Source organism: Ensifer sp. ENS11, from assembly GCF_014851895.1.
GTDB lineage: Bacteria > Pseudomonadota > Alphaproteobacteria > Rhizobiales > Rhizobiaceae > Ensifer > Ensifer canadensis.
The window spans coordinates 155,411-172,615 of the sequence record NZ_JACVAN010000002.1; the positions used below are offsets into that span (position 1 = coordinate 155,411).

Genomic DNA, 17,205 nt, shown 5'->3' on the forward strand with positions numbered 1-17,205 from the left:
GTTCGCCGTTCGGGTCCAGAGAAAGAGTTTTGTTATGGCAACCTTCGTTCAGAAGCCTGCAGAGGTGGAGAAGAAGTGGATCATCATCGATGCCGAAGGCCTCGTTGTCGGTCGCCTCGCTTCCATCATCGCGAACCGCCTGCGCGGCAAGCACAAAGCCACCTTCACGCCGCATGTTGACGATGGCGACAACGTCATCGTGATCAACGCCGAGAAGGCCGTGCTTACGGGCAAGAAGTACACCGACAAGAAGTACTACTGGCACACCGGCTACCCCGGCGGCATCAAGGAGCGCACCGCGCGCCAGATCATCGAAGGCCGCTTCCCGGAGCGCGTCATCGAGAAGGCCGTCGAGCGCATGGTTCCCCGCGGCCCGCTCGGCCGTCGCCAGATGAAGAACCTGCGCGTTTACGCAGGCACGAACCATCCGCATGAAGCACAGCAACCGGCCGTCCTCGACGTCGCCAAGCTGAACAGCAAGAACACAAGGAGCGCCTAATGGCCGACCTTTCCGCTCTCAAGGAAATCGCCACGACTGCGGAACCGGCAGCTCCGGTTCACGTCAAGAAGGTCGATGCACAGGGCCGCTCCTACGCGACCGGCAAGCGTAAGAACGCTGTCGCCCGCGTATGGGTCAAGCCCGGCTCGGGCAAGATCACCGTCAACGGCAAGCCGTACCTCGACTACTTCGCTCGTCCGGTTCTGCAGATGATCCTGCAGCAGCCGATCGTCGCAGCTGCCCGTGATGGCCAGTTCGACATCGACGCGACGGTCGCCGGTGGCGGTCTCTCCGGCCAGGCCGGTGCCGTTCGTCACGGCATCTCCAAGGCGCTCACCTACTTCGAACCGGGCCTGCGTCCGGTCCTGAAGAAGGGCGGCTTCCTGACCCGCGACAGCCGTGTCGTCGAACGTAAGAAGTACGGTAAGGCCAAGGCCCGCCGTTCGTTCCAGTTCTCCAAGCGTTAATCGCTGGAAGACACTGCATTTTGGAAGGCCGGGTTCGCCCGGCCTTTTTTTGTTTCAGATCGGCAGCTCGGTCGTCGACTTCAACTCGCGCAGCACGAAGCTTGAAACCACCGTGCGCACATGCGGATTGCGCATGAGATAGCGCGTCATGAAGGCGTCATAGCTGTCGACGTCGTTCGCGCGGATCTTCAGCATGTAGTCGAAGGTTCCCGACAGCGCATAGCACTCCATAATCTCCGGCCGATCGCGGACAACCGCCGAGAAAGAGGCGATGGCCTCGTCATGATGATCCTCCAGCGTCACATGGGCGATGATGCAGAGTTTCAGATCCAGTTTCGACGGATCGAGCAGCGCCACCCGCTTGCGGATCACGCCGTCGGCCTCCAGTTCCTGCAGCCGGCGCCAGGCGGAGCTTTGCGACATGCCCGCGCTTTCCGCGAGCTCCGACAGCGACTGGCCGCTGTCGGCCTGAATCAGCCTCAGCAGCTTGCGCAATGGCTGGGAAGTTTCCTTCAAATCCGACGACATTTTGAAATTTCCTCCCGCATCAGCGGCTTCCGCCGGCAACTGTGAAACAAATACTCGCTCCATTCGCGATACAATTGCAACAACCGGATGTTTTGACGAATGAGGAGACGTCATGCCCAAGGAAAGCAGCTACACCGCGAAACTGCCGGAGCCCGATGGCAGCTACCACTACACGCCCGAGGAAGATGCGATCTGGGGCGAACTTTACCAGCGACAGATGGCACTGCTCGCCGACAAGGCCTGCGACGAATATCTGGAGGGCGCGCGCAAACTTGGCCTTGGCCCTGACCGCGTGCCGCAGTTGCAGGACGTCAACCGCCGCCTGCAGGAAACCACCGGCTTCGGTGTCGAAGGCGTACCGGCACTGATCCCGCCATCGCGGTTCTACGAACTTCTGTCTGAGGGCAAGTTTCCGCTCGCAACCTTCATCCGCAGGCGCGAACACATCGACTATATCGAAGAGCCTGATATTTTCCACGAGGTCTTCGGCCATTGCCCGCTCCTGACCAACCAGAGCTACGCCAACTTCGTCCGCCGCTTCGGCGAAAAGGCCGTCGCACTTGGCAAGGGTTATTCCTGGCATATGTTCCGGATCTTCTGGTTCACTGTCGAGTTCGGACTGATCAACACGCCGCAAGGTCGGCGCTGCTTCGGTGCCGGCATCGTGTCGTCGCCGAACGAGACCCGCACGGCGATGGAGCCGTCGGCGAGTGAATTTCGCCCCTTCGACCTGATGACGGTGCTGCGCACCCCCTATCGCATCGATATCGTCCAGCCGATCTACTACGTGATCGACAGCTTCGCGCAGCTCGAGTCCATCATCGAAGAGGACATCGGCGCGCGCATTACCGAGGCCAAGGCGCTGGGTGACTTCGCGCCGACCTTCGAAGCCAAGGCGTCCTGACAGCATTACAGCGCCGCGCGTCAAATATGACGCGCGAAGGACGCTGTAACACTTTGAACCTGCTACATATTTTTATCCTTAAATCGGAATCGATTTAAGGAACTATGCAGTAGAATTCGCCGGCAGGGACTTGCCTTGCCGGCGACGATTGTCCAACGTTCCGCCATACACGGGAGACGGGATATGGCGAACAGGACGATCGATCACGCGCTAACGGCGCGCTCACTCACATCGGCGGCATCGGACCCGACGCATGCCGGCATTCTCTCCTTCATGCGGCGCAAATACTCAAAGCAGTTGAAGGACGTCGATGCCGTCGTCTGGGGCATCCCGTTCGACGCCGCAACCTCCAATCGTCCCGGCGCCCGCTTCGGGCCGCAGGCCATCCGCCGCGCCTCGGCGATCTTCGACAACGATCCGCAATACCCGTTCGAACGTGACCTCTTTGCTGAAATGGCAACCATCGATTACGGTGACTGCCTGCTCGACTACGGCAACCACTCGAAAACGCCGGCGACGATCGAGCGCGAAGCGGCAAAGATCCTGAAGAGCGGCGCCTATCTGCAGACGCTTGGCGGCGACCACTTCATCACCTATCCGATCCTGAAAGCCCATGCGGCCATCCATGGCCCCCTCGCCCTCGTCCAGTTCGACGCGCACCAGGACACCTGGCCGGATGAACGCGGTCGTATTGATCATGGCTCGTTTGTCGGCCGTGCGGCGCGGGCGGGCCTGATCGATACCGACGCATCGATCCAGATCGGCATCCGCACCCATGCGCCCGAAGACTGCGGCATCCGCATTCTCTATGGCTACGACATCGAGGAAATGAGTGTTTCAGACATTGCCGACGCCATCATTCGGCAGGTCGGGGAACGCAAAGCCTATCTGACCTTCGACATCGATTGCCTCGACCCTGCCTATGCGCCCGGCACCGGCACTCCGGTCGCCGGCGGCCCATCCAGCGCCAAGATACTCTCGGTTCTACGCAAGCTCGGAGCCCTGACTGTCGTCGGAAGCGATGTCGTCGAAGTCGCGCCTGCCTATGACCACGCGGACATCACCGCCATCGCCGGCGCGACGGTCGCCATGTACATGCTCGGCCTGCACGCCGAAAAGCTGGCGGAGCGTTCGACGCTTCGCTGATTTCCTGCTCCGTCAATCGAGATTGAGCAGACCGGCGTCCTGACGCTGACGGAGATGCTGATCGACGAGCGCTCGATCAGGACACGCGTGATAGCGCCCCTCGCAAGCATCGCGTAGTCGTGCCAACGCCTCGAACGTCGGCGATGTCGGCAAGCCCGCAGCCTCGATCAGGCTTGCGGCAAGGAAACCGACGTCCAACGGTATGGCGAAAGGCCGCATATCGATATCGCGCCCGTAGCCGTGCACAGTGTAATAGGTCTTGTAGGCAATCGATCCCAGGTCGGAAAAGACATTGTTTCCCGGGGTACCGGCGGCAAGGTAGTCCTTGGTGGCAACCGCCTGGTGATCGCCGAAATCGAGCACGATCGTGCCATTGGGGCCTGGCATCCGTTCACGCTCGCGCCGAAAATCCTGCAGGTCCTGTTTGGACAATGCAACACGCCGCAGGTATTCGTCAACCTGGGCATCCGGAGCGAAAGCCTTGTCCGGCAAGGCGTCTTGCGGCACCAGCGTCATGTCGTAAGGGCCGTGCGGGAAAAGGGTCTGCATGGCAATGAACAGTGGTCGCCGATCCTTTTCGCGGTGCTCGCGCACAATTCGTTCTACGACATCGAAATAGAAACGATCGCGCACGAAGTGCGACTCCGGTTTCATTGCGTCGAAATCGACGATATCCTGGAATCCGATCGAGGTCAGGAACGGCCCTTCATTGACGAAGCTCGCCTGCATCGGCATCACGGCGATGGTGCGATAGCCGCAGCGTGCCATGAGGCTCGGCAGGCTCGCCTTGACCCGGCCTTCCAGGATCTGCGTCACATAGGGGCTCTGCCAGCCGAAATCTGCTCCGGAGAGCCCCGTCATCACGGAGAAATTCGTGACCCATGTGCCGCCGCCGAACGTCTCGACCTGCATCGGATGCACCCGGCCGTCCTGTGATTGGAACGACGCACTCATCCATTCAGGGACCGTTACCTGCGGGAAATAGCTGGGGCTGGTCTGGCTCTCGCTGAGAACGAGAAACAGGTCGGGCTGGCTGGCCGCCACGCCGCAGCTGATGTCATCGCTGAGCTTCCCCTCCGCTTCGACATTTTCCAGTCGACCGGCAAGGACGATCCGCCCGAGCGGAAACTCAAGATCGCCGATCGACACGAAGAAGGACGAGGCGTCATAACCGGAGATGTAATGGACGTAGTCTGGCTCGCCGTTCTTCTGCGGATAAAGAGCGACAACACCGACTGCCGCTATGACAAACAGGCAAGCGCGCACGACAAAAGAGCGAGCCGACCGGCGGTCGCTCCTGAATGCCACGACCAGGAACACGAATGCTGCGGCCAGCGCAGCCAGTCCGGCAATCAACAAATTGAAGTAGGAGCCGACCAGAAAGGAAAGCGCAGATCGATCAAGGCCGGTAAAGGCGAAATCGAAAACGTGCAGGGAAAAACCCTTGAGGCGGAACTTGACCTCCGACATCGCCGCAATGAGCAATACCGTCAATCCCGCTGCCCAGAGCGAAAAAGTCGGCCGGCGCGACAAGAGGAACAGCAGTGCGGCGATCGCCAGCGTCACGGCGACGAGGAAGGGCACGAACCGCCACCGCGTATCGAAATAGTGTAAGGCCTGGAGCAGCGTCAGGAACGCCAGCGAGATAGGCAGCGGATGCCTGAGCACGCGCCCGGCCTGCTCGATCACGTATTTCACCCTCTGCTCCCATATGACAGTTTTATGACAGCGCCTCAGATGCAGAATTACCGACGACAAGGCAACCTCTGGGTTGTAAATCACAATTCATGGTTAAGCGTGGAATGCGCGGCGCGGCGTCGCCGGCCCGTTGCTTGCGCGGGCCGCCCAGTTGCGGGCTCCGGCCGCTGCTTATATATGAACACCACCGCGCCACCGGGCGGGCGCTTCACGCGCGAACGGGGCGTTGAGAAACTGAATCAAATCTGTGTCAGATTGATTCCGGAATGACTCGTAACCTTCTGGACGAACGGGAAAATCATGAAACCGAAGATCTTCATCGATGGCGAACACGGCACCACCGGGCTGCAGATCCGCACCCGCATGGCCGGCCGCAGCGATCTCGAACTCCTGTCGATACCGGAAGCCGAGCGACGCAATGCCGCGATGCGCGAAGATCTTCTGAACAATGCCGACATCGCAATCCTCTGCCTGCCGGACGACGCATCGCGCGAGGCCGTCTCCATGGTTGCCGGCAACAACCGGGTACGCATCATCGACACGTCGACCGCGCATCGCATCACTCCCGACTGGGCCTACGGCTTTGCGGAGATGGACAAGACACAGCCCGCCAAGATCCGTGACGCCCGCCACGTCGCCAATCCCGGCTGCTACCCGACGGGTGCAATCGGCGTGATCCGGCCGCTGCGTCAGGCCGGCATCCTGCCCGATGGATACCCGGTCACGGTCAATGCCGTTTCCGGCTATACCGGCGGCGGCAAGCAGATGATCGCGCAGATGGAAGACGAGGCGAACCCGGATCACATCAGCGCGCCACATTTCCTCTATGGGCTGACGCTCAAGCACAAGCACGTGCCGGAGATGAAGATGCATGGCCTGCTCGACCGCGCACCGGTATTTGCGCCATCCGTCGGCAAATTCCCGCAGGGCATGATCGTTCAGGTTCCGCTCTATCTCGACGATCTCGCCTCCGGCGCGACGATCGAGAACATTCATGCGGCGCTCGTCGAGCACTATGCCGGCCAATCGATCGTCGACGTTGTCCCGCTGGCCGTCAGCGAAAAGCTCGGCCGCATCGACGCCACGGAACTTGCAGGAGCAGACACGATGAAGCTGTTCGTGTTCGGCACGCCTGGCGGAACTCACGTGAACCTCGTCGCTCTGCTCGACAATCTCGGCAAAGGGGCCTCGGGGGCCGCTGTCCAGAACATGGATTTGATGCTGTCCGCCTGATCGGTTACAGCAATTGCAAACGAAAAAACCCGGCGAGACGTTCGCCGGGTTTTTCTTTGCGATTGTGGGTTTTAGTTGCGCAACTCGATTGCAGTCGGCTTCGGATATTCGCCGATGAAGCCGCGCCAATGGGCGATGGCAAAGCCGAGCACCACCAGCGCACCGCCCTGATGCAGGACGCCCCAGCCGACCGGCACCTGCAGCAGGAGCGTCGTGATGCCGATGATCGCCTGGACGCAGACGAGCACGAACAGCAATACCGAGCGGCGCGCATGGGTCGATTCCGGCGCCGCCCGCACCGAGGCGATCACGTGCATCAACGCCAGCGCAAACAGCACGTAGGCGCCGATCCGGTGGATGAACTGCACGGTCTTCGGGTTCTCGAAGACATTGATCCACCAGGGGTGCTGCAGGAAAAGATCGGACGGGATCCACGCGCCATCCATCAGCGGCCAGGTATTGTAGCTGAAGCCCGCATCGAGCCCGGCAACCAGCGCGCCGAGATAGATCTGGAACAGGCTCATGATTGCGATGATGGCGGCCATCCGACGCGAACGATCCGTCGGCGCCGCATCATCGGAATGCGGACAAAGGCCGCGCTGGATCCACATGCAGGCGGCGAAGATCAAACAGGCGATGACGAGGTGGGTCGCCAGCCTGTATTGACTGACTTCGGTCCGCTCCACCAGACCGGACGAAACCATCCACCAGCCGATAAAACCCTGGAAGCCACCGAGCGCCAGAATGCCGAGCAGCGGCCAGCGCAGCCGGCGTTCGACCCGACCCGTCAGCCAGAAGAAGGCGAGCGGCACGGCGAAGATGATGCCGATGGTGCGCGCCAGCAGCCGGTGCGCCCATTCCCACCAGAAGATCGTCTTGAACTCGCCGACGGTCATGCCGTTGTTGAGCTGTTGGTATTGCGGAATGCGCTGGTAGAGCTGGAACTCCTCCTCCCACTCCTCGGCCGTCAGCGGCGGGATCACACCGTGGATAGGTTTCCACTCCGTGATCGAAAGGCCGGATTCGGTCAGGCGCGTCGCGCCGCCGACAAGCACCAGCGCAAAAAGCGTAAAGAGAACGACGACGAGCCAGCCGCGGATCTGCCGGCGGTTGCGATCGGTCCTGCCAATCTCGCTTCGGAGCATCTGTTCTGTCGCCAATTCGACGCCTGCCATGGCTTTCCCTCTGGTATCGCGGGGTTGGCGGCGAGCGGTTCATCGCCGCGCCTGCCGGAAAGCCGTTGATTTGCACCAGAGCGGCATGCAAAACAAGGCCGAACCCTTTGCGGCATGCCGTCGCGGCCGGATCTCGCGCCATTTGAAAGAATTGAAATGCCCGTACGTCTCAGAAAGCTGATCGGTACGATCCTGATCATCATCCTCGTCATCGTCTATGCGCTCGCCGCCGTCACCTTCGCGTCACTGCTGCTCGGCGCTGCGCCGTGGTGGGTGCATCTGATGTACTTCTTCTTTACCGGCCTGCTCTGGGTGCTGCCGGCGATGCTGATCATCAAGTGGATGGAAAAGCCGGCGAAAGACCGCTGAGCCAAGGGGGACCTCGATGAAGGTTGCGATCATTTCCGATATCCATGGCAACGACCTTGCACTCGAGGCGGTGCTTGCCGATATCGACGCGCTGGGGATCGCCGATATTGTCAATCTCGGCGACCATGTCAGCGGTCCGCTCAATGCGGCGCGCACCGCCGATATCCTGATGGCGCGCAACATCCCCTCGATCTCTGGCAATCATGACCGATACCTGCTGACGCTCGATCCCACCGGCATGGGGTTGTCCGACCGCGCGGCCCATGCGGAATTGCAGCCTCGGCATCTTGAATGGCTAGCGACCCTGCCGGCCACCCTCGTCTATCGCGATGCATTCTTTCTTTGCCATGGCACGCCTGCGAGCGACGAGGCGTACTGGCTCGAAGCATTGACGGCGGAGGGCGTGGTCCATCTGGCAGCGCGCAGCGCCATCGAAGTCCTCGCTACAGGCATCAAGCAACCAGTCATTCTCTGCGGACACACGCACACTCCCCGAGCGATCCGCCTTGCGGACGGCCGGCTCGTAGTCAACCCCGGCAGCGTTGGTTGCCCTGGATATGACGCCGACAGCCCGGTCGCCCACAAGGTTGAAGTCGGCTCGCCGGATGCGCGCTACGCCATCGTCGAAAGCGTTGGCAATGATTGGAGTGTCACGTTCCGCACAGTTCCCTACCAGCACGAGACGATGGCAAGGCTTGCCGCGCAGCGAAACCGCCTGCAATGGGCGCAAGCTCTTGCAACAGGTTTTCTCGGTGGGTAGCAATCCGGGCTTCATGCTTTGCTAACTGCATTCGCCGGTTGTTGCCCGGAGGTCGCAGTCATATTTCAGGAATTAAACGGATTGTAGCGGAGTTGCCGTTGAATGGCAGCCGCAACCAGCATCCGGACGGCCTTGCCGATGACGAACACAGATCTGACCATCGGCCGGCCGGGCCATCGAGACGCACACGCTGCGTCCCGGTCTGATGCCGCCATGAGCCGATTCGAGATCTCCATCCATGATACGATGGCGCCGCTGGAGCAGGAATGGCGGTCGCTGGAAGCGCTGTCTTTCAACTCCCTGCATCAAGGCTACGACTGGTGCGCGGCATGGGCGCAGGCTCATGACAGCGAGTTGCAGGTCGTTCGCGGCGCCCTTGATGGCGAATTGCTGTTCATCCTGCCTCTTGAATTCGTGCCCGGTCGCCTGTTCAACACGGCGCGGTTTGTCGGTGCGCCCCACAGCAATCTCAATACCGGACTTTTCGCGGCAGATGCGCTGACCCTTCCCCGAAACGACTTCGCTGACCGACTGGCGCGCGAACTCACTCATCGGCTGCGCCATAAAGTCGATCTCGTGGCGCTCGAAAAGACGCCGCTTGCCTGGCGCGGAACCGCAAGCCCGTTTGCGAACCTACCCGGCATCAAGAACCAGAATTCCTCGTTTCAGCTGCCGCTGTTTTCGAGCTTCGAACGCACGCTGGCACAGGTCAATGCCAAACGGCGGCGCAAGAAGATGCGGATCTCCGAGCGGCGGCTCGAGGCTCTCGGGGGGTACGACTACGTCATTGCGCAGGATCCCTGCGAAGCGCGGTCGTTGCTCGACGTCTTTTTTCGCCAGAAGGCCACTCGTTTTGCAGCTCTCGGACTTCCCGATGTCTTTCAGGGCGCCCCGACCAGAACGTTCTTTCACGCAGTCGCGGGCAGTTGCGGCGCAGCTGACGAACGACTGCTCGAACTCAATGCCATCCGCCTTAAAGGCGAACATGGCGGGCGGATTGTGGCCGTCGCCAGTCTGTCGCGAAAGGCCGATCATGTCATCTGTCAATTCGGCTCCATCGACCAGGAATTGGCAGGCGACGCCAGCCCGGGCGAGCTCTTGTTCTACAGAATGATCCAAAGGCTTTGCGGCGAGGGCGCGGCGCTCTTCGACTTCGGCGTCGGAGACCAGCCCTACAAACGCTCGTGGTGTACAGTCGAGACGCCGCTCAGGGACATCGTCCTGCCGCTGACGGTGCGCGGCCGGTTTGCAGCCGGCTACCACCGGGCATTGGTGCAGGCGAAAGTGGCGATCAAGGCCAACAGGGCCGCCTATTCATTCTTCCAGCGGGTGCGGAGCCGCAAGCGGAAGACCGATCGACAGACCGGCGAGATCGATAGCGAATAAGCAGCGCCGTTAGCGCGCCTCGGCTCAGGCCGCGTGGCGGTCGGGATAATCCGGGCCGGGTTCACCCCGCCCAGTCATCAACACGATGTCCCGGTAGCCGGCCTCGCCGAAGCCGGTCAGGACTTCAATGATTCTCTCTTCGCTAACCGCCGGCGCCGACAGGATGATTTCCGCGCCGTCGCGGCGGGCAATCTTGTCGACGGCTCCCTCGTCGGCCGGTCCGCATTCGACCAGCACCAGATCATAGGCATTGGTCAACGCATCGATGATCATCTGCAGGCGCTCGATGCCGCGCATTGCGAGCCGCGGATCGGCATCGCCTTGCGGAATGATGTGCGCGTCGGAGAACCGATCGGCATGAATGGTTTCGGTGAACGCCACCTCGCCGGCCAGCAAGTTGGTGATGCCAGGCAGTTGCGCCGAACGCGCCATCAGGCGGGTCGGGCAGGCCGAACCTGTGAGGTCGATCAACACGACCTTGCGATCTTCCTCCGCGATCAGACGCGCCAGCATCACCGTCGCCGTCGACCCCTCGTCGCCACCGGGCGAAACAGAGATTGCGATCCGCACTGCGTTTTCACGCAGGTGATCGGCAACCGCCTCGATCGAGAAATCCGGTTCGGCCGTCTCGCCGCTCGGGTCGTCGACAACATCGTCCGTCTCGTCCTCGGCCAGTGGCGCCAACGGTGGCAGATCGATGGCGTCGTTCAATGCAGGCGAGATGTTGAGCTTCTTCTCATCGAAACCATCAGCAGCAGCAGCGACGGCGGCAATGGCCGGCCGCGAACGTGCCGGCGGCCGCTCGGCACCGACTGACACCGGCCGCAGTGCACGACCGCTGAACAACTCCCCGAGCATGATGATGATGCAGCTCAGAAGAAAGGTCGCAAGTGCCGCAACGATGGTGATCGGCATCACCTTCGGGAAGCTGGCGCCGGTGGGGACGACCGCGCTTGAAATGACACGCGCATCGGCGGGCGTTGCATTCTCGACCGTGCGCGACGTCGCTTCGCGATAGCGCGCCAGATAGGTCTCGAGCAGTTGCCGTTGGGCGGTCGCCTCGCGCTCGAGTGCACGCAGGCCCACCTCTTCCTCGCCGGCCTGGGCCGATTTGGCCTTGAGCGCGTTGAGCTGCTGCGTCAGCTGTTGCTCGCGCAACTCGCCGACCTTCGCCTCGTTTTCCAGACTGCTGAGGATCTTGCGGGTTTCTGAGCGGATCTGCGCCCTGATACCTTCGACCTGCGATTTCAGGGCCTTCAGCCGCGGATGGCCGTCCAGAAGCGTGGTCGAAAGGTCAGCCACCTGCCCTTGCAGGTTTGCTTCCGTCTCCTTGAGGCGCTGTATCATCGGCGAACCAACGACGTCGGCGATGGTATCAGCCTCGCGGCCGCTCGCCAGCGCCGCCCGCACACCTTCGGCGCGCGCCTCGGCATTAGCCCGCTCGCCACGCACGCGGGTCAGCTCGGTCGAGATATCCGTGAGTTGCCGGGTTGCGAAATTCGTGGTCTCGCCGGTTGGCAACAGATCGGACGACGAACGATAGGCCGCCACCTTGGCTTCGGCATCCCGCACCTTCTCGCGCAGATTGGCGATCTCCGGCTCAAGCCAACGGCTGGCTTCAGAATTGGTGTCGAGCTTCGCGCCGCTTTGCAGCGAAAGGAATACCTTTGCCATCTCGTTCGGGATCGCAGCCGCCAACTGTCGATCCTTCGAGGTAAAGGCGATCGCGATCACGCGCGACTTCTCGACCTGATAGACCTGCAGTTTCGATGTGAACTCCTTCAGCACCCGCTCTTCGGGCGGCATTTCCAGTGGGTTCTTCTTCAGGCCCAGCATGACCATCAGGTCGGAAACCGCCGAAGGTGCGGCCGAAGGATCAAACTCCTTCTGCTCGTGTAGCTTCATGTTGCGCGCGACCTGCTTGATCAGGTCGGCCGAACGCAGCACCTGAACCTGGCTCAGAATGCCGGATTCGTCGAAGACGCGGTCGGACCCTGTCTGCGCGTTCTGGTTGGAGCCGCTGAATTCAGGCTCCCGCGATTCGATGAGGACGCGCGTCTCGCTCTGATAGTCCGGTGCGATCATCTTCGCGGCGCCGAAAGCGAGCGCTGCAACACACGCAGTGGCGAGCAATACCTTGACGCGTCGATCCCACACGGCGCGGAACAGCCCGCCGAGATCGATATCCACATCCTGTTGTCCGCTGCCGTTTCCCGACATGCTTCTGGCTCCGAACCTTAAAATCTCGCTGGAAGGTAAATGAACATGGTAACGCAAGGGTTAATGGCTGCTCAACCTCTGGGCGATTTCGCCCCTCCTCTGCCGCAGGTCCCCCGTTGAAAATTCTACCGCGAGTTTACCAGCTATTAACCCTAACGGATCGATAACGGCGAGAGAGGTGGTCGTTTCCGGAGCCGAAGAGCAGCATGTCAACCGCAGGTATGAAGACGGGTCTCGCTATTACGGTGGCAGCACTGTCGATGTTGCTCGGCGGCTGCACAAGCTATCAGCCGGCACCCAAAGCGTTCAGCGAAGCAACGATCCAGCCCTATCGGCTGGACAGCGGCGACCGGCTGCGCATCAACGTATTCGAGCAGGCAGGCCTAAGTGGTACCTACACGGTCGATCAGGCAGGCTATGTTGCCTTTCCGCTGATCGGCACCGTCGCCTCGCGCGGCCACACGCTGCCCGAACTCGAAGGCATGATCGCCGCAAAGTTGAAACAGGGCTATCTGCGCGATCCGGATGTCACCATCGAAGTCGATCGCTATCGCTCGGTCTTCATCATGGGCGAAGTCGGCCAGGCAGGACAATATGCCTATGTGCCGGGAATGACGATACAGAACGCGATTGCGGTTGCCGGCGGCTTCTCGCCGCGGGCCAACCAGGCCAGCGCCGACGTCACGCGTAAAATCAACGGCCGGATCATCACCGGTCGCGTGCCGATTACCGATGCCGTACTGGCTGGCGATACGATTTACATTCGCGAACGGCTGTTCTGATCTCGATGCAGCCGCAGCGTCCCTTGCGCATCATTCACTGCTTCAGATCGCCCGTCGGTGGTATTTTCCGCCATGTGCGCGAGCTGGCGGAGGCGCACGCGGCGGCGGGTCATGAGGTCGGCATCCTCTGCGACAGTACCACTGGCGGATCCTATGAGGATTCGCTCTTCGACGGAATCCGGCCCTATCTGGCGCTGGGCCTCGTCCGCATGCCGATCCATCGCTCGATCGGCCCAAGGGATTTTGCCGCGCTCTGGCGCTGTTACAAGGAAATCAGAAGTTTGCAACCGGATGTGCTGCATGGGCACGGCGCCAAAGGTGGCGCCATAGCCCGCCTCATCGGTTCAGCCTTGCGGGTCAACAGGTATCGCGTAGCCCGCCTCTATTCCCCGCACGGTGGCAGTCTCCACTACAGCCCGAAGTCGTTTGTCGGGCGGATCGTCTTCCCGCTGGAGCGGCTTCAGGAACGCCTGACCGACGCGCTCGTCTTCGTCTGCGACTTCGAGCGCCAGACTTATTTTTCCAAGGTCGGCGAGCCGCGCGAGCACTACGAGCTGATCTACAACGGCATCGACGATCGCGAGTTCGAGGCCGTAGAGGCGCGGCCGGATGCGGTCGACTTCCTCTATATCGGCATGATGCGGGACCTGAAGGGTCCCGATCTTTTTGTGGATGCCTTTGCCCGCACGGAACGGCTTGTCGGGCGGCCGCTCTCGGCGTTGATGGTCGGCGACGGCCCACAGCAGCAAGAATACCGCGACCTCACGTTCGAGCAGGGCCTCGGGCGACGGATCACCATGCGCCCTGCCATGAACGCCCGCGAAGCCTTTGCGCTGGCACGAAACATCGTCATTCCATCCCGGGCAGAATCCATGCCCTATATCGTGCTCGAGGCGCTCGCGGCGCAAAAGCCGGTGATTGCCAGCCGCGTCGGCGGCATACCGGAAATCCTCGGCAAGCACAGCGCAGCTCTTGCCGAAGCGGCAGACGCGCAGTCACTTGCCACGATCATGGCTTCTGCAATCGTCGAGAAGGACTGGTCGGCGCGCGTGATGCCCGACCCGAAGACATTCAAGTCCCGCTTCGCGGCCTCGGTCATGACGGCGGAGGTGCTGCGGCTCTACCGGGATTTGTGCCGGGACCAATCGGCTCCGATAAGGCCTCAGGTTGCAACGTAAGCGTTTCTTAGTGGCTTTCTGCTATCCCGTGCGGACTTCAGTGCCGGAAGGAAGCCATGAACGAGTTTAAGCGGTCGGAAGCCTTCGACCCCGAAGCGCTTCGCAAGAAGATTTCGGAGATCCGTACCCGTGCGCCGGACGAAAAAGCCGGTGACGAACCGTCGACGGAACTCAACCCCCTCGCCCGACAGATTGCCGAACAATTCCGCGCAGACACCTATTCGCCCGCCATGATCATGGGCCTGATGCGTCTTTTCGAGTTCTGCGCACTGTTCGCCATCGGCTATGTCATCAATGCGCTTTATGTGCAGCCCGGCTTCGATCAGCTGCCGCTTTACCTGACGATCCTCGTTGGTGGCTCCGCACTAGCCGTTGCCGCGATGCAGATCGCCGACACCTACCAGGTCCCTGCTCTTCGCGCCTGGTTGCGCTTTACTCCGCGTATCCTCGCCTCTTGGGCGATCGCATTCGGCGGCATTGCCATCGCGCTTTTCTTTCTAAAGTCCGGTCATCAATATTCGCGTGTGTGGTTCGGCGGCTGGTTCGTCGCCGGTGCGCTCTTCCTCGTGGCAGAACGCGCATTCATTGCCTATTCCATCCGGCATTGGGCCCGCAACGGAACGATGGAGCGTCGTGCCGTCGTCGTCGGCGGCGGCCAGCCGGCCAAGGATCTGATCCGCACACTCGAACATCAGACCGACAACGACATCAGGATCTGTGGCATCTTCGACGATCGCGACGAACGTCGGTCTCCGAATGTCATCGCCGGCTACCCCAAGCTCGGAACGGTCGACGAGCTGGTGGAATTCGCGCGCCTGGCGCGCATCGACATGTTGATCATCTCGCTGCCGTTGACGGCGGAGAAACGCATCCTGCAGCTCCTGAAGAAGCTCTGGATACTGCCGGTCGACATCCGTCTTGCAGCGCACGCCAACAACCTGCGCTTCCGGCCGCGCAGTTATTCCCACGTCGGTGAAGTGCCGATGCTGGATATCTTCGACAAACCCATCGCAGACTGGGATTCCGTCGCCAAGCGTGGCTTCGACATCTTCTTCAGCATCGTCGCCCTGGTGTTGTTGTGGCCGGTGATGCTGGGGGCTGCGATCGCGGTCAAAGCCACCTCGCCCGGCCCCATCATCTTCAAGCAGAAGCGCCACGGTTTCAACAACGAGACCATCGAGGTCTACAAGTTCCGCTCGATGTACACGCATTTGAGCGACCCGAGCGCCCGCAACGCTGTGACGAAGGGCGACCCCCGCGTCACGCCGGTTGGGCGTTTCATCCGCAAGTCCTCGATCGACGAACTGCCGCAGATCTTCAACGTGCTCAAGGGCGAGCTCTCGCTCGTCGGCCCGCGCCCGCATGCCGTGCTAGCGCAGACGCAGAACCGCACCTATTCCGACGTCGTCGAAGGCTATTTCGCCCGTCACCGCGTCAAGCCCGGGGTCACCGGCTGGGCGCAGATCAACGGCTGGCGCGGCGAGATCGACAGTGACGACAAGATCCGCCTGCGCACGGCCTTCGACCTCCACTACATCGAGAACTGGTCGCTGCTCTTCGACCTGAAGATCCTGTTCCTGACACCGTTCCGGCTGCTCAACACGGAAAATGCCTATTGAGCACCGTCGACACACCACCGCCGATCGTCTTTAGACCCCAGCTCGCCGCGCTTTCGCTCTTCGGCTCATGGCTGGTTGCGCTTGTGGTGTTTCTGTCGGGTTTCGTGATTGCCGAACCAGCGCCCTACGAGCTATTCCTGGTGGTCCTCATTGGGCTCTGGGCGCTCTTCGGCCTGAAAATCTCGCGCTATGTCGCGCCGCTTCTTACTCTGCTCACCCTGTTCATGATCGGCGGGATCCTGTCGCTGATGACGATGGTCGACCTGACCAAGGGGCCGATGTACATGGCGGTCTCCGGATTTCTGGCGCTGTCGGCGGTCTTTTACGCCGCCATCATCGAGGATCGCTATCAGCGGCTCCGGCTGATCTTCAACGCCTGGGTCACGGCTGCCGTCCTGACCGCCCTGCTTGGTATTCTCGGCTACTTCGGCGCAATCCCGGGCGCTGAAAACTTCACACTCTACGACCGGGCCAAAGGCGCCTTCCAGGACCCGAACGTGTTCGGCCCATTCCTGTCGGTTCCCGCACTCTATCTAATCCACGGGTTGTTGACGCAGCCGATCCACAAGGCCCCGCCCAAGATCGCCGCGCTTCTGGTGCTGGCGCTCGGCGTGTTCCTGTCGTTCTCGCGTGCTGCATGGGCGCTCAACCTTTTCTGCGTGGTTGCCTTCGTCTTCGTGATGCTGCTCAAGGAGCGCAACGGCCTCTTCCGCCTGCGCATCCTCGTCGTCGCCCTGGTCGGCGGTGTCTTTGTTGTCGGCGCCCTGCTGGCCGCGCTGCAATCGGAGCAGGTGGCAACGCTCTTTTCCAGCCGCTCGCAGCTCGTGCAGGACTATGACGGCGGCCACCTCGGCCGCTTCGACCGTCACCGCATCGGTTTCCTGATGTCGATGGAGAAACCGCTCGGCATCGGTCCGATGGTCTTCAGCACGATCTTTCCCGAGGACGAACATAACGTCTGGCTGAAGTCGCTGACATCCTACGGCTGGCTCGGTTTCGTCAGCTACGTCACGCTTATCATCTGGACGCTGTCGCTCGGTTTCCGCTTCCTGCTGCTCGAGCGCCCCTGGCAGGTTTATCTGATGATCGCCTGGGTCGCGCTGATCGGTCATGTGGGCGTCGGCAATGTCATCGATACCGATCACTGGCGTCATTTCTACATGCTTCTCGGCATCATCTGGGGATGTGCCGCCCTCGAATACCGCCATCGTCGAACAATGCGGGCCGGATGGCAGCAATGA

At 61.3% G+C, this 17,205-nt stretch carries 16 protein-coding genes; 12 read left to right on the top strand and 4 right to left on the bottom strand.

Annotated elements, in window-relative coordinates; translation table 11 throughout:
* The first annotated feature begins 34 nt into the window (after nucleotides 1-34).
* Nucleotides 35-499: a 50S ribosomal protein L13 gene (gene rplM / locus IB264_RS04830; protein ID WP_025426557.1), complete on the top strand. Its 465-nt coding sequence runs from the start codon at nucleotides 35-37 to the stop codon at nucleotides 497-499.
* Nucleotides 499-966, top strand: coding sequence for a 30S ribosomal protein S9 (rpsI, locus tag IB264_RS04835; protein ID WP_025426556.1), 468 nt, complete (start codon nucleotides 499-501; stop codon nucleotides 964-966). Before rplM ends, rpsI begins: the two co-directional genes overlap by 1 nt.
* Nucleotides 967-1,020: 54 nt before the next feature.
* Here the strand turns inward: rpsI and IB264_RS04840 are convergent, their stop codons facing one another.
* The gene (locus tag IB264_RS04840; RefSeq protein WP_051509158.1) at nucleotides 1,021-1,494 is read right to left on the bottom strand and encodes an Lrp/AsnC family transcriptional regulator; all 474 of its coding nucleotides are present in this window, start codon (nucleotides 1,492-1,494) and stop codon (nucleotides 1,021-1,023) included.
* 112 nt (nucleotides 1,495-1,606) lie between these two features.
* Between IB264_RS04840 and IB264_RS04845 the strand changes: the two genes are divergently transcribed.
* Complete coding sequence (locus tag IB264_RS04845) at nucleotides 1,607-2,398, top strand: phenylalanine 4-monooxygenase (RefSeq protein ID WP_025426554.1); 792 nt, start codon at nucleotides 1,607-1,609, stop codon at nucleotides 2,396-2,398.
* Nucleotides 2,399-2,581: 183 nt separating this feature from the next.
* Nucleotides 2,582-3,544, top strand: coding sequence for an agmatinase (gene speB, locus IB264_RS04850; protein ID WP_025426553.1), 963 nt, complete (start codon nucleotides 2,582-2,584; stop codon nucleotides 3,542-3,544).
* 12 nt (nucleotides 3,545-3,556) lie between these two features.
* On the opposite strand, the gene IB264_RS35345 is transcribed toward speB, so the two are convergent.
* Nucleotides 3,557-5,242 carry a sulfatase-like hydrolase/transferase gene (locus IB264_RS35345; protein ID WP_192433202.1) on the bottom strand — a complete coding sequence of 562 codons (1,686 nt, stop codon included), beginning with the start codon at nucleotides 5,240-5,242 and terminating at the stop codon, nucleotides 3,557-3,559.
* Nucleotides 5,243-5,542: 300 nt separating this feature from the next.
* On the opposite strand from IB264_RS35345, the gene argC reads away from it, so the two are divergent.
* Nucleotides 5,543-6,475, top strand: a complete 933-nt coding sequence (gene argC / locus IB264_RS04860) for an N-acetyl-gamma-glutamyl-phosphate reductase (RefSeq protein ID WP_025426551.1) — start codon at nucleotides 5,543-5,545, stop codon at nucleotides 6,473-6,475.
* A gap of 71 nt (nucleotides 6,476-6,546) precedes the next feature.
* On the opposite strand, the gene IB264_RS04865 is transcribed toward argC, so the two are convergent.
* On the bottom strand, nucleotides 6,547-7,650 hold the full coding sequence (locus tag IB264_RS04865; RefSeq protein ID WP_025426550.1) for a COX15/CtaA family protein: 1,104 nt from the start codon (nucleotides 7,648-7,650) through the stop codon (nucleotides 6,547-6,549).
* Between the two features lie 156 nt (nucleotides 7,651-7,806).
* Here IB264_RS04865 and IB264_RS04870 point away from each other — a divergent pair, with 156 nt between their 5' ends.
* The 3 genes from IB264_RS04870 (at nucleotide 7,807) to IB264_RS04880 (ending at nucleotide 10,165) form a co-directional block, all read left to right on the top strand.
* The gene (locus tag IB264_RS04870) at nucleotides 7,807-8,019 is read left to right on the top strand and encodes a DUF2842 domain-containing protein (RefSeq protein ID WP_025426549.1); all 213 of its coding nucleotides are present in this window, start codon (nucleotides 7,807-7,809) and stop codon (nucleotides 8,017-8,019) included.
* A gap of 16 nt (nucleotides 8,020-8,035) precedes the next feature.
* Nucleotides 8,036-8,779: a metallophosphoesterase gene (locus IB264_RS04875; RefSeq protein ID WP_025426548.1), complete on the top strand. Its 744-nt coding sequence runs from the start codon at nucleotides 8,036-8,038 to the stop codon at nucleotides 8,777-8,779.
* 138 nt (nucleotides 8,780-8,917) lie between these two features.
* The gene (locus IB264_RS04880) at nucleotides 8,918-10,165 is read left to right on the top strand and encodes a GNAT family N-acetyltransferase (protein ID WP_025426547.1); all 1,248 of its coding nucleotides are present in this window, start codon (nucleotides 8,918-8,920) and stop codon (nucleotides 10,163-10,165) included.
* A gap of 24 nt (nucleotides 10,166-10,189) precedes the next feature.
* On the opposite strand, the gene IB264_RS04885 is transcribed toward IB264_RS04880, so the two are convergent.
* Nucleotides 10,190-12,385 (bottom strand): exopolysaccharide transport family protein, encoded by a 2,196-nt coding sequence (locus IB264_RS04885; RefSeq protein ID WP_025426546.1) that lies wholly within the window; start codon nucleotides 12,383-12,385, stop codon nucleotides 10,190-10,192.
* Between the two features lie 206 nt (nucleotides 12,386-12,591).
* Here IB264_RS04885 and IB264_RS04890 point away from each other — a divergent pair, with 206 nt between their 5' ends.
* Genes IB264_RS04890 through IB264_RS04905 form a run of 4 tightly spaced genes read left to right on the top strand, consistent with a single transcriptional unit; the run spans nucleotide 12,592 to nucleotide 17,205 of the window.
* Nucleotides 12,592-13,167, top strand: a complete 576-nt coding sequence (locus IB264_RS04890; protein WP_025426545.1) for a polysaccharide biosynthesis/export family protein — start codon at nucleotides 12,592-12,594, stop codon at nucleotides 13,165-13,167.
* A gap of 5 nt (nucleotides 13,168-13,172) precedes the next feature.
* Nucleotides 13,173-14,345, top strand: a complete 1,173-nt coding sequence (locus tag IB264_RS04895) for a glycosyltransferase family 4 protein (protein ID WP_025426544.1) — start codon at nucleotides 13,173-13,175, stop codon at nucleotides 14,343-14,345.
* Between the two features lie 56 nt (nucleotides 14,346-14,401).
* Nucleotides 14,402-15,964, top strand: a complete 1,563-nt coding sequence (locus tag IB264_RS04900; protein ID WP_025426543.1) for an undecaprenyl-phosphate glucose phosphotransferase — start codon at nucleotides 14,402-14,404, stop codon at nucleotides 15,962-15,964.
* Nucleotides 15,961-17,205 carry an O-antigen ligase gene (locus IB264_RS04905; protein WP_025426542.1) on the top strand — a complete coding sequence of 415 codons (1,245 nt, stop codon included), beginning with the start codon at nucleotides 15,961-15,963 and terminating at the stop codon, nucleotides 17,203-17,205. The genes IB264_RS04900 and IB264_RS04905 overlap by 4 nt, the downstream gene beginning before the upstream one ends.

Bases quoted from the DNA above. Each gene is read 5' to 3' on its own strand.
- rplM (WP_025426557.1), top strand. From the start codon at position 35: ATGGCAACCTTCGTTCAGAAGCCTGCAGAGGTGGAGAAGAAGTGGATC.
- rpsI (WP_025426556.1), top strand. From the start codon at position 499: ATGGCCGACCTTTCCGCTCTCAAGGAAATCGCCACGACTGCGGAACCG.
- IB264_RS04840 (WP_051509158.1), bottom strand. From the start codon at position 1,494: ATGTCGTCGGATTTGAAGGAAACTTCCCAGCCATTGCGCAAGCTGCTG.
- IB264_RS04845 (WP_025426554.1), top strand. From the start codon at position 1,607: ATGCCCAAGGAAAGCAGCTACACCGCGAAACTGCCGGAGCCCGATGGC.
- speB (WP_025426553.1), top strand. From the start codon at position 2,582: ATGGCGAACAGGACGATCGATCACGCGCTAACGGCGCGCTCACTCACA.
- argC (WP_025426551.1), top strand. From the start codon at position 5,543: ATGAAACCGAAGATCTTCATCGATGGCGAACACGGCACCACCGGGCTG.
- IB264_RS04865 (WP_025426550.1), bottom strand. From the start codon at position 7,650: ATGGCAGGCGTCGAATTGGCGACAGAACAGATGCTCCGAAGCGAGATT.
- IB264_RS04870 (WP_025426549.1), top strand. From the start codon at position 7,807: ATGCCCGTACGTCTCAGAAAGCTGATCGGTACGATCCTGATCATCATC.
- IB264_RS04875 (WP_025426548.1), top strand. From the start codon at position 8,036: ATGAAGGTTGCGATCATTTCCGATATCCATGGCAACGACCTTGCACTC.
- IB264_RS04880 (WP_025426547.1), top strand. From the start codon at position 8,918: ATGACGAACACAGATCTGACCATCGGCCGGCCGGGCCATCGAGACGCA.
- IB264_RS04885 (WP_025426546.1), bottom strand. From the start codon at position 12,385: ATGTCGGGAAACGGCAGCGGACAACAGGATGTGGATATCGATCTCGGC.
- IB264_RS04890 (WP_025426545.1), top strand. From the start codon at position 12,592: ATGTCAACCGCAGGTATGAAGACGGGTCTCGCTATTACGGTGGCAGCA.
- IB264_RS04895 (WP_025426544.1), top strand. From the start codon at position 13,173: ATGCAGCCGCAGCGTCCCTTGCGCATCATTCACTGCTTCAGATCGCCC.
- IB264_RS04900 (WP_025426543.1), top strand. From the start codon at position 14,402: ATGAACGAGTTTAAGCGGTCGGAAGCCTTCGACCCCGAAGCGCTTCGC.